The organism is Microbacterium sp. NPDC057407 (assembly GCF_042803895.1).
Taxonomy (GTDB): Bacteria; Actinomycetota; Actinomycetes; order Actinomycetales; family Microbacteriaceae; genus Microbacterium.
The window spans coordinates 148,628-164,022 of record NZ_JBHVCA010000005.1; the positions used below are offsets into that span (position 1 = coordinate 148,628).

Below are 15,395 nucleotides of genomic sequence, written 5' to 3' on the forward strand. Positions count from 1 at the left end.
CCAAGACACGCCGATTCCGGAGCGCGCGGACGGCGTGTTTTGGCGACTGGTGGGTCGGCGGCGGGAGAGAAGGGTCAGCCGATCCGGCCGTCGCCGGGCCGGGCGATCCGCTGCCAGGTCCATCCGTACGGCGCCAGATCGATCTCGACCGCACCGTCGACGCCGATCGGCGTGCGACTCGGGCCGAACAGGTCGCTGAGGTCGGCGCCCTCAGGCTCGTCGTCGATCGTGAGACGCACCGTCGCCGGCTCGGCGGAGAAGTTGTGCAGCGCGATCATGCGCCCCACGTCGCATCGCACCGAGTGCGCGAGCACGCTGCGCGTGTCGTGCGGGAGGATGTCGAGGTCGCCCCAGCCCATCTCGGGAGAGATGCGGTACCGCGCCGTGAGCTGCCGGATGAAGTGCAACAGCGATCCCTCGTCGTTCATCTGATCCGAGGCGTTGACGTGCTGCGGTGAGTAGCCGCCCGTCGGCGGGGGCGCGGGAAGACGCGACGGCGGCGCGGTAGAGAATCCGCCGTTGCGGTCGTCCTGCCACTGCATCGGCGTGCGCACGGCCATGCGACCGTGCAGCTCAGGGTTCTCACCCATGCCGATCTCCTCGCCGTAGAACAGCACGGGCGTGCCCGGCAGGGAGAACAGCAGGCTGTAGAGCATGCGGATCCGGCGGGGGTCGCCGTCGAGCATGGGCGGCACCCGGCGGGTGATCCCGCGCCCGTAGACGCGCTGCTTCTCGTCGGGCGCGAACGCGGCGAACACCTCTTCGCGCTCGGCGTCGGTGAGCTTGTCGAGAGTGAGCTCGTCGTGGTTGCGCACGAAGTTCGCCCACTGCGACTCGATCGCGATCGCGGGGCGCGATCGCAGCGCCTTGGCGAGGGGCCGAGGGTCGGAGCGCGCGAGCGACAGGTACATCGCCTGCATCGCGACGAAGTCGAACTGCATGGTGAGCTCGTCGCCGGTGGCGCCGCCGAAGTACTTCCGCTGCTCGCGGTACGGGAGGTTCACCTCGCCGAGCAGGATCGCCTCTCTCGAGCGGCGCTGCAGGAACCTGCGGATGTCGCGCAGATACTCGTGCGGGTCGGTCTCGTCGGCGCCCTCGGGCAGCTCGAGCAGGAACGGCACGGCATCGACGCGAAAGCCGGAGATGCCCAGCTGCAGCCAGAATCCGATGGTCTTCGCGATCTCGTCGCGCACCGCCGGGTTCGCGATGTTGAGGTCGGGCTGGTGCGTGTAGAAGCTGTGCAGATAGTACTGACCGGCCTTCTCGTCGTACTCCCACAGGGTGCTTTCCTCGCCGGGGAACACCGTGTTCGTGTTGTTCGCGGGAGGCTCGTCGCGCCAGACGTAGAAGTCGCGGTACGGCGAGGTGGGGGAGCGCCGGGCGGACACGAACCACGGATGCCGATCGCTGGTGTGGTTCACCACGAGATCGACGATGACCCGGATGCCGCGGTCCCGAGCCGTGCGGATCACCTCGACGACATCGCCATGCGTGCCCAGTCGGGGGTCGACGCCGTAGAAGTCGGTGACGTCGTATCCGTCGTCGCGATCGGCGGTCGGGTAGAACGGCATGAGCCACAAGCACGTGACGCCGAGGTCGGCGAGGTAGTCGATGCGCCGCCCGAGGCCGGCGAAGTCGCCGACGCCGTCGCCGTTGTCGTCGAGGTAGGTCTCGACATCGAGGCAGTAGACGACGGCGGTCTTCCACCACAGGTCGCCCGTGTCGGTGATCTTCACAGTGCGCTCCTCAGCGCCGGGAGCAGCTCCGATTCCGCGCGGGCGAGGTACGCGTCCTGGTCTTTGCCGACGTGATGGAGGTAGACCCGGTCGAAGCCGATGCGGACGAGCTCGGCGATGCGCTCTGCGAGGGACGCGGCATCCGCGTCGACGAGCACCGCCTGGCGCAGCTGAGCCTCGTCGGGGTCGCCGACGGCGGCGTCGAAGTCCTCGGGCTGATCGAAGTCCCACGCGCGGGGCGGACCGATCAAGCCGTTCCGCCACTGATCCTCCGCGAGCGCCAGGGCCGCGGCATCCGTCTCCGCCAGTGACAGGTGCACCTGGAGAGTGCACGGTCCCGTGCCGCCCGCGCCGCGGTACGCCTCGACGACGCGGCGCAGATCCTCGGGCTTCTGCGCGACGGTGGCCAGGCCGTCGACCCGGCCGGCCAGCCACTGCGCCGTCTCGGCGCTGACGGCCGCGCCGAACAGCGGTGGCGGGGTCTGCGGCCGCGACCACACGCGCGCCCGGTGCACCCGCACCTCTCCGTCGTGAGAGACCTGTTCACCCGCGAGCAGGCGCCGGATCACCTGAAGGCACTCGTCCAGCCGCGCGTTGCGGCGCTCCTTCGGGGGCCAGGGGTCGCCGGTGACGTGCTCGTTCATCGCCTCGCCGCTGCCCAGCGCTGCCCAGAACCGGCCGGGGAACATCTCCTCGAGCGTCGCGATCGCCTGCGCGATCACGACCGGGTGATAGCGCTGGCCCGGGGCGTTGACGACCCCGAGCGAGAACGAGGTCGAGGCCAGCGCGGCGCCCAGCCACGACCACGCGAACCCGGACTCGCCCTGGCGCACGCCCCAGGGCGCGAGGTGGTCGGAGCACATCGCGGCGTCGAAGCCGGCCGCTTCGGCGCCGACGACGTGGCGGAGCAGCGCGCTGGGCGGCAGCTGCTCATGGGAAGCGTGATAGCCGACGAGAACCATCCCCCGAGTCTCCGCGCGGGCTCGGCGATCACTCAAGGCCTTGCGGGGGGCGCCCGTGAGGCTTCGGACACCAATGGTTCGGCGAGATCAATGTGTGCTTGACTATAGTGTGTGACGCACAGTACCGTGTGAGCCATGAGCGAAACCGACGTCCTCGACACCCACCTGCAGGAGCTGCGGCGTGGCACCATCGTGCTCGCCTGCCTGCGACTGCTCGAAGACCCCGGGTACGGGTACGGACTGCTCGAAGAACTGGGGTCGCGAGGGTTCCCGACCGACGCCAACACCCTGTATCCGCTGCTGCGGCGGCTCGAGAAGCAGGGCTATCTCACGAGCGAGTGGAACACCGACGAGGCGCGGCCCCGCAAGTTCTACCGCACCAGCGCCGCCGGAGCCCGTCTCGCGGCCGCACTCACCGACGATTTCCGCGCGATCGCCGCCGCGATCGACGCCCTTCCTCAGGAGGACTGACATGACCGCCACCGCCACCCTCACCGACCGCTACGTCGACGCCGCCATGCGCACCGTGCCGGAGTCGCAGCGCACCGACCTCGCCGCCGAGCTGCGGGCGTCCATCGACGACCAGATCGAAGCGCGCGTCGCCGAAGGCCAGCCGCGCGACGCCGCCGAGCGCGAGGTGCTCACCGAGCTCGGCGACCCCGACAAGCTCGCCGCCGGCTACACCGAGCGGCCGCTGTGGCTCATCGGGCCCCGCTACTACCTCGACTGGTGGCGCCTGCTCAAGCTCCTCTGGGCGATCGTCATCCCGTCCGCGGTGTTCGGGGTGTCGTTCGCGATGGTGCTCGGAGGCGCCACGTTCGGCGAGATCATGGGCGCCATCTGGCCGCTCGCCCTCACCGTGACGGTGCACGTGGCCTTCTGGACGACGCTGGTCTTCTTCGTCGTCGAGCGCACGGGCCGCGGTGAGCCGGTCACCGGCCCGTGGACGCCCGACTCGCTGCCCGAACCGCGTCAGCGCGGCGCGCGCATCAGCGACATGATCGGGTCGCTGGTGTTCCTCGGCCTCGCCGCCGGCGCGATCCTCTGGGACCTCTTCATCGGCTTCGTGCCGACGGAGCCGGGGCTGTCCTTCCTCGACCCCGACCTGTGGCCGGCGTGGATCCTCGCCCTGTTCGTGCTCATGGCGCTCGAGGCCGTACTCGCGATCGCGGTCTACGCGCTGGGCCGCTGGACGCTCGGTCTGGCGATCGCCAACGCCGTGCTCAACGCTGCGATCGCTATCCCGGCCATCTGGCTGCTGATGGACGGACGGCTCATCAACCCCGAGTACTTCCCGACGATCCTCGGGGCGGGCGGTGCCGAGGTCGGTGCGATCGTGGCCACCGTGCTCGGGTTCGTGTTCGCCGGCATCGCGGTGTGGGACTCCGTCGACGGCTTCCTCAAGGTGCGCCGCGGCCGCTGAGCCGCACCTAGGCTTGTGCCCATGCCGCTCTTCGACACTCCTGTGCGCCTCGGCGTGCAGCTTCAGCCGCAGCACGCCCCCTACTCCGCCTTCCGCGACGCCGTCTTCCGCCTCGAAGACATGGGTGTCGACATCCTCTTCAACTGGGACCACTTCTTCCCGCTCTACGGCGACCCCGACGGCCTGCACTTCGAGTCGTGGACGATGCTCGCCGCGTGGGCAGAGCAGACCGAGCGCGTCGAGTTCGGCGCCCTGGTCAACTGCAACAGCTACCGCAACCCCGACCTTCAGGCCGACATGGCCCGCACGATCGACCACATCTCTGCGAAGGACGGCGTGGGCCGCTTCATCTTCGCGACCGGGTCGGGCTGGTTCGCCCGCGACTACGAGGAGTACGGGTACGACTTCGGCACCGCCGGATCGCGGCTCGACGACCTCGCCGAGGGGCTGGCGCGCATCGAGGCCCGCTGGGAGAAGCTCAACCCCGCGCCGACCCGCGAGATCCCGGTGATGATCGGCGGCAAGGGCGAGCAGAAGACCCTCCGCCTGGTCGCCCGTCACGCCGACATCTGGCACAGCTTCGTGCGCCCCGACGAGCTGGCGCACAAGATCGAGGTCATCGAGCGCTGGGCCGAGCGCGAGCAGCGCGACACCTCGGGACTCATCGTCTCCAACGAGCTGCACCAGCGCGGGCAGGACTACGCCGACGAACTGTTCGACGCCGGCGTGCGCCTGTTCACCCTCGGGTTCCAGGGTCCCGACTGGGACTACGACCTGGTGCAGTCGTGGCTCCGGTGGCGCGACGCCAAGAACGGCGCCTGAGTGGCAGCATCCGCCCGCCTATGCTGAACCCCATGGTCTCGGAGCTGTTCGACGAGGACGAATGGATGCCGGCGCCCGGCGCCGACCGTCTCACCGACATCACCTCGCACGTGTCGAAGGACGGCCGCATCGCCCGCATCGCCTTCGACCGGCCCGAGGTGCGCAACGCCTTCCGGCCGCACACGGTCGACGAGCTGTACACGGCCCTCGACCAGGCGCGCCAGAACCCGCGGATCGGCGTCGTGCTGCTCACCGGCAACGGCCCCAGCGCGAAAGACGGCGGCTGGGCCTTCTGCTCGGGCGGCGACCAGCGCATCCGCGGACGTGACGGGTACCAGTACTCGGCGGACGACGGGGAGTCGGCCTCCGCGGCGACCGGGCGGCTGCACATCCTCGAGGTGCAGCGTCTCATCCGGTTCATGCCGAAGGTCGTGATCGCGGTGATCCCCGGGTGGGCGGCCGGTGGCGGCCACTCGCTGCACGTCGTGTGCGACCTCTCGATCGCCAGCGCCGAGCACGGCCGGTTCAAGCAGACCGATGCCGATGTCGGGTCGTTCGACGCGGGCTACGGTTCGGCGTACTTCGCGCGTCAGATCGGGCAGAAGTTCGCGCGGGAGGTGTTCTTCCTCGCCGAGGAGTACTCGGCCCAGCGCGCGTATGAGATGGGCGCCGTCAATCGCGTGGTGCCGCACGTCGAGCTCGAGCGCGAGGCCGTCGCGATGGCGCGCACGATCCTGACGAAGTCGCCGACCGCGATCCGGATGCTCAAGTTCGCCTTCAACGCCCTCGACGACGGGATGGTCGGGCAGCAGGTGTTCGCGGGCGAGGCCACGCGTCTGGCTTACGGCACCGACGAGGCGGTCGAGGGGCGCGACGCGTTCCTCGAGAAGCGCGCCCCCGACTGGTCCCCCTACCCATGGCACTTTTGACGCGCCGCGGATCAGTGCCGCGCAGCGGCGTCGATGCGCGGCGGGTCAAGGTTGAGCGAGCGCGTCGAAACCCGGTGAGGCACGGACGATGAGACTCGAACCGGTGGTCGGCGACGATCCCCGCGACATCCTGCGCGGCCTCCGCTCGGCCCTGCACGGCGCCGGCCCGGCGCTCAGCCTCGGCATGGTGGGCGACGTCCCGATCGAGGTGCGGGCGGGCACCGCGGTGGTCGTGACGACGTCGGGTTCGACGGGGGTTCCGAAGAGCGTGGTGCTCAGCCGCGACGCCCTCACCTCGAGTGCGCTCGCGACCGCCGACCGCATCGGCGAGGGTGCGTGGCTGCTCGCGCTGCCGCCCACATACGTCGCGGGGATGCAGGTGCTGGTGCGCTCGCTCGTCGCCGACCGTGAGCCGGCCGTGGTCTCGGGTGCGTTCACGCCGCAGGCGTTCGCGGCGGCCGCGCTCACGATGGCGTCGACCGAACGGGGCATCCGCGTCCCCACCTTCACCTCCCTCGTTCCCGCGCAGCTGTCGAAGCTGCTCGACGCGGCGGACGACGACACGGCGGTCCGAGCGGCGCTGCGGTCTTTCCAGGCGATCCTCGTCGGCGGCCAGGCGCTTGCTCCCGTGGTCCTCGAGCGGGCGGAGAGCGCCGGCGCCACGATCGTCCGCACGTACGGCGCGACCGAGACGTCGGGCGGGTGCGTGTACGACGGGGTGCCGCTGCGCGGGGTGACGGTGCGCGTCGAGAAGGGCGAGGTGCAGGTGGCGGGCCCGGTGCTGGCCGACGGCTATCTGGGCGATACGGAGGCGACGGATGCCGCGTTCCCGCGGTCGGACGACGGCACCCGCTTTTACCGCACCGGCGACGCCGGGCTGTTCGAGGACGGCGTGCTGCGCGTGCGGGGCCGCCTCGACAACGTCATCGTGTCGGGCGGGGTGAACGTCTCGCTCGACCGGGTGGAGCGCGTGGTGCGGGACGTGCCGGGCCTGGATTCGGCCGTGGTGGTCGGGGTTCCTGACGAGCGGTGGGGCGAGGCATCCGTCATCGTCGCCGTACGGGGTGAGGCCCTTCGCCGGAGCGAGGCGGTTCAGCTCGAGGAAGCCCGCGCGGCTGTCAAGGCCGAGGTCGGCGCGCACGCCCGGCCGTCGCGCCTGGTGCTCGTCGACGAGCTCGCGACTCTGCCCTCGGGCAAGCCCGATCGCGAGGCGATCCGCCGCGCGGTGGTCGCGCTGCACTGACGTGGGCAGCTCCGCGGCCGGGCGCGCGGGCCGTTCGGCACCGAAGGGCTCGTCGACGCGCCGCGAACCGGGTCAGTCGTGCTCGGGCTTGACGGCGGTGTCGACGACGCAGAAGCGGTTGCCTTCGGTGTCTTCGAGCACGATCCAGTCGGCGTCGTCGGGGTAGCCGTCCCAGTCGACCTCGCGCGCACCCAGCGACAGAAGCCGTTCGACCTCGACGAGCTGATCGTCGGCGTAGATGTCGAGGTGGATCCGCGGCGGATAGTGCTGCGGATACCCGGTGACCGACAGTGCGAGGCTCGCGCCCGGGTCGCTCCAGTGCTTCTTGTCGGGCGGGTCGAGGATCACCCAGTCGTCGCTCGGCTCGGTGCGGTTCACGTAGCCGAGGGCCGCTCGCCAGAAGGCGCCGGCACGGTCGATGTCTTCGACGGTGAGGACGGTGGTTCCGATGCTCAGCATGCGTCGATCGTGCGCCGCTCCGCCGTGGGCCGCCAGGGGCTTGCGGATGTCGCGGGCACGCCGTCCGTCGCATGCTCGCTGTGCCCCGAACGGGCGCCTCGCGCCGTGGCGCATCGGCGGGGGCTCTAGGATGACGAGTCGTGGCAGGCACTCACAGCAAGAAGCGCAGGCATCCGGGTCCCAAGAAGCAGCCCCCGCGCGGCAACCCGCAGAAGGCGCACCAGCCCCGCAATCCGCGCGCGGTCGAGCCGGCGACCGCCAAGGACTGGATCGGAGCCGCCCGGCTGCGCACGCTTCCGCTCGCCGTGACGCCCGTGCTCATCGGGACGGGCGCCGCGATCCTCGTGGCCGATGTGTTCCACTGGGTGATCGCGCTGTTCTGCCTCATCGTGTCGGTGTCGCTGCAGATCGGCGTCAACTTCGCGAACGACTACAGCGACGGCATCCGCGGAACCGACGATCACCGTGTCGGACCCGCCCGCCTGACCGCCTCGCGCAAGGCGTCGCCCCGAGCCGTGCTGACGGCGGCGCTGCTGTTCTTCGGCATCGCCGCGGTCGCCGGGCTCGCGATCACGATCCGCACGCAGCAGTGGTGGTTCCTCATCGTCGGCGCCGTCTGCATCGTGGCGGCCTGGTTCTACACGGGCGGCAAGCGCCCCTACGGGTACTACGGCCTGGGCGAACTGATGGTGTTCGTGTTCTTCGGGCTGGTCGCGACGCTCGGGACGACCTGGGTGCAGGCCTTCGCCCTTCCGCAGGAGGCGTGGTTCGGTGCGGTGGCGGCGGGTCTGCTGGCCTGTGCGGTGCTGCTGGCGAACAACCTCCGCGACATCGACCAGGACCGCGCCGCCGGCAAGCGCACCCTCACCGTGCTGATCGGACGCACCGCCACCCGCTGGCTCTTCACCCTGTTCGTGCTGGCGCCGTTCGGCATCGCCGTCTTCCTGGCGCTGTTCTACCCGATCGCGTGGCTGACGCTGCTCGTGCTGCTGGCGGCGCTTCCCGCGATCCTCATCGTGTGGACGTACCGCGACCCAAGGGAGCTCGTGGTCGCCCTCGGGCTGACTTCGCTCACGTCGGTCGCCTACGGCGCGTTCCTCTTCTGGGCCTTCGTCGGCTGAGGTCCGGCCGGCCCGGCGCGTTTGGGGCGTGGTCTCGCCGCGACGCGCCGGAATCAGCGGCGTGTCGAGGTGTTTTCGCGCCCCGAACCCGAGGCGTGGGCGCCGTGTGGGCGGCGGGCGGTCTTGGGGCGTGGTGTTCGCACGACGTGCCGGGTTGAGCGGCGTGTCGGGGTGCTTTCGCACCCCGATCAGACCCAACCCCGAGCGTCCGGCCGGCCCGGCGCGAACCCCGACCGCCGGGTATCGACGCGCCGTCAGTCGGCGGTGCGGTCGTCGGATGCCTCGGCCCGCGCAACCTCGCCAGCGGCGGCGTCTTCGGCCTCTTCGTCGCTGACCGTCGCACGCGACCGGGCGCGGGCGCGACGTTCGGCCATGCCGGCGGTCATCTCGTCGAGCGGGCGACGCAGGAAGAGCATCGAGAGGCTCAGGCCGATGAGGGCGGCGAAGATCGCCGCCAGCCAGTAGTACTGCTGCATGATCGGGAACAGCATCAGGATGCCGAACGGCACCAGGAACGCGAGGAGCCGCAGCACCGTGTACACCAGGGCGGAGCGAGCTTTCACCCCTCCATCGTAGGCGAGGCCCCGCGGCTGCTCCCGGCCAGGCGACGGTTCGATCACGACAGGGCCGCGGTGGGTGCGGCACGCCTAGGATGGGAGGATGACTCGGCTGCTGCTGATTCTCGGCCTGGTGGCGATCGCTCTGTGGGTCTACACGATCGTCGACTGCGCGGTGCAGCCGCCGAACCGCCACCGCGGCGTCAGCAAGCCCGTCTGGCTGTTCATCGTGGTCCTCATTCCGGTGCTGGGCGGCATCCTGTGGCTGGTGGTCGGTCGCGTGCGCAAGTCGGCCATCGCAGCCCGGCGGGCGCCCGACGACGACCCCGAGTTCCTCGGCCGGCTCGGCACGATCACCGATCAGGACGAACGCATCCGCCGGCTCGAAGAAGAGCTCGCACAGCTCGACGCCGAAGACGACGACCCGCGGTGGACGGCTCAGCACGACCAGCCCGCCGCCGCCGGCGACGCCGCCCCGAACGCGACCACTCCCAACGCGACCACTCCGAACGCCGCCTCGCCCGACACCCCGGCCGAGCCGCCCGTCCGTCCCAACGAGGGCGACGACGAACGCGGTCAGCGCGGGGCCGTCGGCTGACCGTGGTCGACGAAGGCCGCGGACTCGCATCCGCCGCGACCGACGCCGCCGCCGCACTGCTCACCCGGCTCGTCGAGCTCGGGGTCGAGCACGTCGTGCTGAGCCCCGGCTCGCGGTCGCAGGCCCTCGCCCTCGTCGCCGCCGAGCTCGAACGCCGGGGCGACATCCGCCTGCACGTCCGCATCGACGAGCGGGTCGCGGGCTTCACGGCGCTCGGCATCGGTCGGGAGACCCGGATGCCGGCGGCCGTGGTCTGCACGTCGGGAACGGCCGTCGCGAACCTGCTGCCGGCCGCGCTCGAAGCGCACCATGCCGGGGTGCCGCTGCTGCTGCTCACCGCCGACCGGCCCCCGGAGCTTCGCGGGGTTGGGGCGAACCAGACCACGCGCCAGCCCGGGATGTTCGCGCCGAGCGTCCGCCTCGAGGCCGACCTGCCCGTTCCCGAGGCGCCCGACCCCGAGGGTGACGGCGAGCAGAGTCTCATGCTGCGCGGTGTCGCCGAAGAAGCGGTTGCTGCGGCGTTGGGCGCCGGCCTCCGCTCGGCGGGTCCGGTGCATCTGAACCTCCCCTTCCGCGAGCCGCTCGCCGGCGACCTCCCCGCCTGGTTCGGGGTGCCGACGCCCGAGCTGACGGTGTCGATCGCGGCCCACCCCGACGGACCGCCCGTCGCGGAGTCGGCGGAGGACGAGGCATCCGGTGCTCTCTACCAAGGCGGGGGCGGGATCGGCGAGTCCGACGTGCCCGACGACCCGGCCGACGCCCCGCTGCCGCTCGCTCGCGGGCCGCGCACGGTGGTGGTCGCCGGAGCCGACGCCGGGCCCGGTGCGGAAGAGCTCGCGCACGTCGGCGGCTGGCCGCTCATCGCCGAGATCGTCAGCGGCGCCCGGTACGGACGGAACCTCGTGCACGGCTACCGCGCCCTGCTGCGCGACCCCGAGCTCGGGGGACGCGTCGAGCGCGCGATCGTGCTCGGGCATCCGACCCTCAGCCGCGAAGTCGCCCGGCTGCTGTCCGACCCCGCCGTCGAGGTGATCGCGCTTCGCGGTCCGGGCGAACCGCTCAACCTGAACGGCGTCACGACCGCGGTCGACGCCGTCGCGGTCGACGTCGGCGAGCCCGACCGCGACTGGCTCGGAGCGTGGGTGCGGGCGTCGCGCGAGGCATCCGTCGATCTCTCCCCGCCGGCTCCCGACGCCGACGGCCTCGCCTCCGCGGTTCCGCATGAGCGTCTCGGCGCGATCGCGGCCGAGCTCGCGGCCGTGCGCGCGCCGCTCGACCGCGCGGCGCTCGTCGACGCGGTGTGGCGGGCGACCTGGCCGCACGACCGGCTGGTGTTCGGCTCGTCCCGCCTGGTGCGCGTCGCCGACGACCTGCTGGGCGGCAAGAAGATCCCCGTGCACGCGAACCGGGGCCTGGCCGGCATCGACGGCACCGTGGCCACCGCGACCGGGATCGCGCTGGCCAGCCAGGCCGGGGGGCGGCCCGGTGTGACCCGTCTGCTCCTGGGCGACCTGGCGCTGCTGCACGATGCCGGGGCGCTGCTGCTGCCGCCCGGCGAGGAGGAGCCGCGGCTGCAGGTGATCGTCGGCAACGACGGCGGCGGCACCATCTTCGACGGCCTCGAGGTCGCCCAGGTGGCCGGGCCGGAGGCCATGGATCGCGTGCTGCTCACGCCCCACGCCGTGCGGCTGGAGCACCTCGCCCTGGCGTACGGGTGGGAGTACCAGCGCGTCACGACGCGGTCCGCGCTCGATCAGGCCCTCACCGCGCCGGTCGGCGGCCGGCAGCTGATCGAGGTTCCGCTCACCCGCTGACCCGGCGTCCGCGGGCGCAGGCGTGAGCGGACCCCGAGACGGCATGATGGGCACATGACTGCGAAGAGCCAGAAGCACTGGACCGGCGACGTGGACGAGCTGCTCCGCGTGGGGGAGGGCTTCACGCTCGCCGACGTCGACCCGTCCGCGACCCCGGGGTACGAGCAGGACAAGGCGCAGGCGGCCGAGGATCTCGCGGCCGGCGCCGATCAGCTCGACGAGTACCAGGAGCGGCTGTTCGCGCAGAGCAGGGTCGACGCGACCGACGCCGCCGTGCTGCTCGTGCTGCAGGCGATGGACTCGGCCGGCAAGGGCGGGATCGTGCGGCACGTCGTCGGGTCGGTCGATCCGCAGGGCGTGTCGATCACGGCGTTCAAGAAGCCGACCCCCGAAGAGCTCGACCACGACTTCCTGTGGCGGGTGGCGAAGCGGCTGCCCGAGCGGGGCGTCATCGGCGTCTTCGACCGCTCGCACTATGAGGACGTGCTCATCGGCCGGGTGCGCGAACTCGCCCCGCACGACGAGATCGAGCGGCGGTACGGCGCGATCAACACGTTCGAGAAGCAGGTGACGGATGCCGGAACCCGGGTCGTGAAGGTGATGCTGCACATCTCGGCCGACGAGCAGAAGTCGCGCCTGGCCGAGCGGCTCGAGCGGCCCGACAAGCACTGGAAGTACAACCCGGGCGACGTCGACGAGCGGCAGCTGTGGCCGATGTACATGGACGCCTACCAGCAGGTGTTCGACCGCACCTCGACCGAGTACGCGCCCTGGCACGTCGTCCCGGCGAATCGCAAGTGGTACGCGCGGCTGGCAGTGCAGCACCTCCTTCTCGAAGCGCTCGAAGAGATCGACCCGCAGTGGCCACCGGCGACGTTCGACATCGAGGCCGAGAAGAAGCGCCTCGCCGCGACCTGAATGCTGCGCGACGGCGCGTGATCCGCGGCGTCAGGCCAGGGCGTCGACGATCGGCCGGAACTTGACGCGCGTCTCGAGCAGCTCGGTCTCGGGGTCGCTCCCCGCGACGATCCCCGCGCCGGCATGCGCGACGACCGGGAGCGTGTCGCCCTGCCCGGCAAGCCCACCCGCGGGATCGGGGCCGATCTGGGCGCACCGCAGCGCGATCGCCCACTCCCCGTCGCCGCTCGCGTCGACCCATCCGACCGGTCCGGCGTAGCGGCGGCGGTCGAACGGCTCGAGCCTGCGGATGACGTCGATCGCGGCATCCGTCGGCGTTCCCGCCACCGCCGCCGTGGGATGCAGTGCCGCCACCAGGTCGAGGGCCGATGCGTGGTCGGCGATCCGCCCGGCGACGTCCGTCGCGAGGTGCCACAGGTTCGGCAGCTCGAGCGCGAACGGCTCATCGTCGGCGCGGAGGTCGGCGGTGTGCGGCGCGAGCGCGTCGAGCACGCTCTGCACCGCATACTGGTGCTCGTCGAGGTCTTTGCCGCTGTGCGCGAGGTGGAAGGATGCCGCGGCGTCGTCGTCGTTGTCGGCGCCGCGCGGGATCGTGCCGGCCAGCACACGCGCGGTCGCCTGACCCTCCGACACCGTGACGAGGGTCTCGGGGCTCGCGCCGATGAGGCCGTCGACCGCGAACGTCCACGTGTCGAGGTACCCGGATGACAGGGCGCGCACGAGGCGACGCAGGTCGGCGTCGGCGGGGACGGTGCCCACGAGGTCGCGCGCCAGCACGACCTTGCCGACCTCGCCCGCCGCGATGGCCGCGAGGGCCTCGCGCACCGCGCGCTGGTACGCCGCCGGGTCGAGCGCCCCCGGACCGAGCGTCGCGGACCAGTACGAGCCGTACGGCACGGGCTCGGGATCGGTGACGGATGCCTCGGCCTCCGCCGCGCGGATCCGCGTGATCCACGCCCGGCCGTCGCGCCGGCCGACGATGGCCCCCGGCACGATCAGCCGGCTCGTGGCCCGTGAGCGGCGGTCGAAGACGAGCGTGCCGAAGGCGACGAGCCCGGTGCCGTGGAGGCCGACCGGGTCGTCGATCTCGGCATCCGTCGACAGCGCCCGCCACGCGTCCGCCGCGGACGGGATGGACTCGCTGCTCTCGGGTGCGGTGCCGCCCGACTCGAACCCGGCGACGACCGATCCGACGCCGACGATGCCGTCGCCGCGGCGCAGCCATGCCAGCGGTGAGCGGGGGTCGGCGAACGCCAGCAGATCGCGGTCGGGGTCGACCTCTCGGGTCTCGACCACCAGGCGCGGCGGGCGGAGCGGGTCGGTCACGCCTCCAGCCTAGAGTCGCCGCGCCCCACCCCGGACCGCGGGCCGGCGCATGCCGGGGCGCGCATAGACTCGCGGCGTGACCGACGCCGCCGTCTCCGACCGCCCCGAGCCGGGGACGCGCCTGCTGTTCCGCTGGCGCAAGTGGGACGACTCGCCCCACTGGGTCCATGAGTGCGTCTACCTGGGCAGCGACCGCTGGGGCGACTGGTTCGGCCAGCTCCCCGGGTGGGACAGCTCGCGGCCGGGGCGCACGTTCGCTCCGCAGCATCCGAATGTCACGCTGCTGCCGCCCGGTGGCGAGTGGGTGTTCACCCGCAACGCCGCGCCCCAGCGCACCCGCACCTACATCGACCTCGCGTGGGACGCCCGCTGGAACGGCGAAGGGCCGGTCGGGATCGACATGGACCTCGACGTCGTCGACCGGCTGGGCGTCGGCGTCTACATCGACGACCGCGACGAATGGGACGAGCACCGCGTGGCGTTCGGCTACCCGGCCGACGTCGTCGATCGGCTCGAGGCGGTCGCGGTCGACCTCGAGCGCCGCGTCATCGCGGGGGAGGCGCCGTTCGACGATGCCACGCCGGGCGAGTGGCTCGACCGCCTCGCGGCTCTCGACCTCGACTGACGCGGCGGGGTCGACCTCGCCCGCGAGATGCGGGATCCCGGATGCCGCGGGACGACACCCGCGGGGGCACGACGCCGGGCGACCGGGCCCTTGGCCGCGCCTAGACTCGTGGCGTGGCATCCGTCCCTTCCGAACACGAGCCGAACCGCGCCGACCTGCACAAGGACCCGTCGCGGGTGAGCGGCATGTTCGACCAGGTGGCGCCCGCCTACGACCGCACCAACACCGTGCTGAGCATGGGCAACGACCGCCTCTGGCGTGCGGCCACGACGCGCGCGGTCGCGCCCCGGCGCGGTGAGCGCATCCTCGATCTCGCCGCAGGCACAGGCGCCTCGAGCGTGGCCCTGGCCCGCAGCGGGGCGACCGTCGTCGCCGCCGACTTCTCGCCGGGCATGATCGCCGAGGGGCGGCGCCGGCACGGAGGCATCCCGAATCTCTCCTTCGTCGAGGCCGACGCGACCGACCTGCCGTTCGACGACGACGAGTTCGACACGGTGACGATGTCGTTCGGCCTGCGCAACGTGAACGAGCCGAAGCAGGCGCTCGCCGAGCTGCTGCGGGTGACGCGACCCGGGGGGCGCCTCGTGATCTGCGAGTTCTCGCACCCGCCGTCGCCGGCGTTCAACGGGCTGTACCGCTTCTACAACGACCGGGTGCTGCCGGTGGTCGCGAAGGCGGTCAGCTCGAACGCCGAAGCCTACGACTACCTGAACGAGTCCATCCGGGACTGGCCGGACCAGCGCACGCTGTCGGCGTGGATCCGCGAGGTCGGCTGGGCGGATGTCGCGCACCGCAACCTCTCGCTGGGCATCGTCGCCCTGCACCGCGCCACGAAGCCGCGCTGACCCGGCCCGGGCGTCCG

The 15,395-nt window shown here is 71.8% G+C and carries 16 protein-coding genes; 11 read left to right on the forward strand and 5 right to left on the reverse strand.

Annotated elements, in window-relative coordinates; genetic code table 11:
* Window positions 1-74: 74 nt before the first annotated feature.
* Together ACFUTX_RS13890 and ACFUTX_RS13895 are read right to left on the reverse strand one after the other, a co-directional pair.
* Window positions 75-1,736: an alpha-amylase family protein gene (locus tag ACFUTX_RS13890; RefSeq protein WP_378865751.1), complete on the reverse strand. Its 1,662-nt coding sequence runs from the start codon at window positions 1,734-1,736 to the stop codon at window positions 75-77.
* Window positions 1,733-2,698, reverse strand: coding sequence for a TIGR03885 family FMN-dependent LLM class oxidoreductase (locus ACFUTX_RS13895; protein WP_378865754.1), 966 nt, complete (start codon window positions 2,696-2,698; stop codon window positions 1,733-1,735). Before ACFUTX_RS13895 ends, ACFUTX_RS13890 begins: the two co-directional genes overlap by 4 nt.
* Window positions 2,699-2,833: 135 nt before the next feature.
* Here ACFUTX_RS13895 and ACFUTX_RS13900 point away from each other — a divergent pair, with 135 nt between their 5' ends.
* From ACFUTX_RS13900 to ACFUTX_RS13920, 5 genes are all read left to right on the forward strand, one after another.
* Window positions 2,834-3,169, forward strand: coding sequence for a PadR family transcriptional regulator (locus tag ACFUTX_RS13900; RefSeq protein ID WP_378865757.1), 336 nt, complete (start codon window positions 2,834-2,836; stop codon window positions 3,167-3,169).
* Window position 3,170: 1 nt separating this feature from the next.
* Window positions 3,171-4,121 carry a permease prefix domain 1-containing protein gene (locus tag ACFUTX_RS13905; RefSeq protein ID WP_378865760.1) on the forward strand — a complete coding sequence of 317 codons (951 nt, stop codon included), beginning with the start codon at window positions 3,171-3,173 and terminating at the stop codon, window positions 4,119-4,121.
* 21 nt (window positions 4,122-4,142) lie between these two features.
* The gene (locus ACFUTX_RS13910) at window positions 4,143-4,943 is read left to right on the forward strand and encodes an LLM class F420-dependent oxidoreductase (RefSeq protein ID WP_378865763.1); all 801 of its coding nucleotides are present in this window, start codon (window positions 4,143-4,145) and stop codon (window positions 4,941-4,943) included.
* A gap of 20 nt (window positions 4,944-4,963) precedes the next feature.
* Window positions 4,964-5,872, forward strand: a complete 909-nt coding sequence (locus ACFUTX_RS13915) for a 1,4-dihydroxy-2-naphthoyl-CoA synthase (protein WP_378865765.1) — start codon at window positions 4,964-4,966, stop codon at window positions 5,870-5,872.
* A gap of 88 nt (window positions 5,873-5,960) precedes the next feature.
* Complete coding sequence (locus ACFUTX_RS13920; RefSeq protein ID WP_378865768.1) at window positions 5,961-7,115, forward strand: AMP-binding protein; 1,155 nt, start codon at window positions 5,961-5,963, stop codon at window positions 7,113-7,115.
* A 72-nt stretch (window positions 7,116-7,187) separates the two neighbouring features.
* Here ACFUTX_RS13920 and ACFUTX_RS13925 read toward each other — a convergent pair whose 3' ends face one another.
* Complete coding sequence (locus ACFUTX_RS13925; protein WP_378865771.1) at window positions 7,188-7,574, reverse strand: VOC family protein; 387 nt, start codon at window positions 7,572-7,574, stop codon at window positions 7,188-7,190.
* Window positions 7,575-7,714: 140 nt separating this feature from the next.
* Between ACFUTX_RS13925 and ACFUTX_RS13930 the strand changes: the two genes are divergently transcribed.
* Window positions 7,715-8,695 carry a 1,4-dihydroxy-2-naphthoate polyprenyltransferase gene (locus ACFUTX_RS13930; RefSeq protein WP_378865774.1) on the forward strand — a complete coding sequence of 327 codons (981 nt, stop codon included), beginning with the start codon at window positions 7,715-7,717 and terminating at the stop codon, window positions 8,693-8,695.
* A gap of 254 nt (window positions 8,696-8,949) precedes the next feature.
* On the opposite strand, the gene ACFUTX_RS13935 is transcribed toward ACFUTX_RS13930, so the two are convergent.
* Window positions 8,950-9,258: a DUF4229 domain-containing protein gene (locus ACFUTX_RS13935; RefSeq protein WP_378865777.1), complete on the reverse strand. Its 309-nt coding sequence runs from the start codon at window positions 9,256-9,258 to the stop codon at window positions 8,950-8,952.
* Between the two features lie 97 nt (window positions 9,259-9,355).
* On the opposite strand from ACFUTX_RS13935, the gene ACFUTX_RS13940 reads away from it, so the two are divergent.
* The 3 genes from ACFUTX_RS13940 to ACFUTX_RS13950 are packed head-to-tail and all read left to right on the forward strand — an operon-like array spanning window position 9,356 to window position 12,582.
* Window positions 9,356-9,850 carry a PLD nuclease N-terminal domain-containing protein gene (locus ACFUTX_RS13940; protein WP_378865780.1) on the forward strand — a complete coding sequence of 165 codons (495 nt, stop codon included), beginning with the start codon at window positions 9,356-9,358 and terminating at the stop codon, window positions 9,848-9,850.
* A 2-nt stretch (window positions 9,851-9,852) separates the two neighbouring features.
* The gene (menD, locus tag ACFUTX_RS13945; RefSeq protein WP_378865783.1) at window positions 9,853-11,664 is read left to right on the forward strand and encodes a 2-succinyl-5-enolpyruvyl-6-hydroxy-3-cyclohexene-1-carboxylic-acid synthase; all 1,812 of its coding nucleotides are present in this window, start codon (window positions 9,853-9,855) and stop codon (window positions 11,662-11,664) included.
* Window positions 11,665-11,718: 54 nt separating this feature from the next.
* A complete protein-coding gene (locus tag ACFUTX_RS13950) occupies window positions 11,719-12,582 on the forward strand; it encodes a polyphosphate kinase 2 family protein (protein WP_378865785.1) in 864 nt (287 codons plus the stop codon).
* A 30-nt stretch (window positions 12,583-12,612) separates the two neighbouring features.
* On the opposite strand, the gene ACFUTX_RS13955 is transcribed toward ACFUTX_RS13950, so the two are convergent.
* A complete protein-coding gene (locus ACFUTX_RS13955) occupies window positions 12,613-13,908 on the reverse strand; it encodes an isochorismate synthase MenF (protein ID WP_378865788.1) in 1,296 nt (431 codons plus the stop codon).
* 76 nt (window positions 13,909-13,984) lie between these two features.
* On the opposite strand from ACFUTX_RS13955, the gene ACFUTX_RS13960 reads away from it, so the two are divergent.
* Window positions 13,985-14,533: a DUF402 domain-containing protein gene (locus ACFUTX_RS13960; protein WP_378865791.1), complete on the forward strand. Its 549-nt coding sequence runs from the start codon at window positions 13,985-13,987 to the stop codon at window positions 14,531-14,533.
* 113 nt (window positions 14,534-14,646) lie between these two features.
* Entirely contained in the window at window positions 14,647-15,378 is a 732-nt protein-coding gene (gene ubiE / locus ACFUTX_RS13965; RefSeq protein WP_378865794.1) for a bifunctional demethylmenaquinone methyltransferase/2-methoxy-6-polyprenyl-1,4-benzoquinol methylase UbiE, read from the forward strand.
* Window positions 15,379-15,395: the final 17 nt, after the last annotated feature.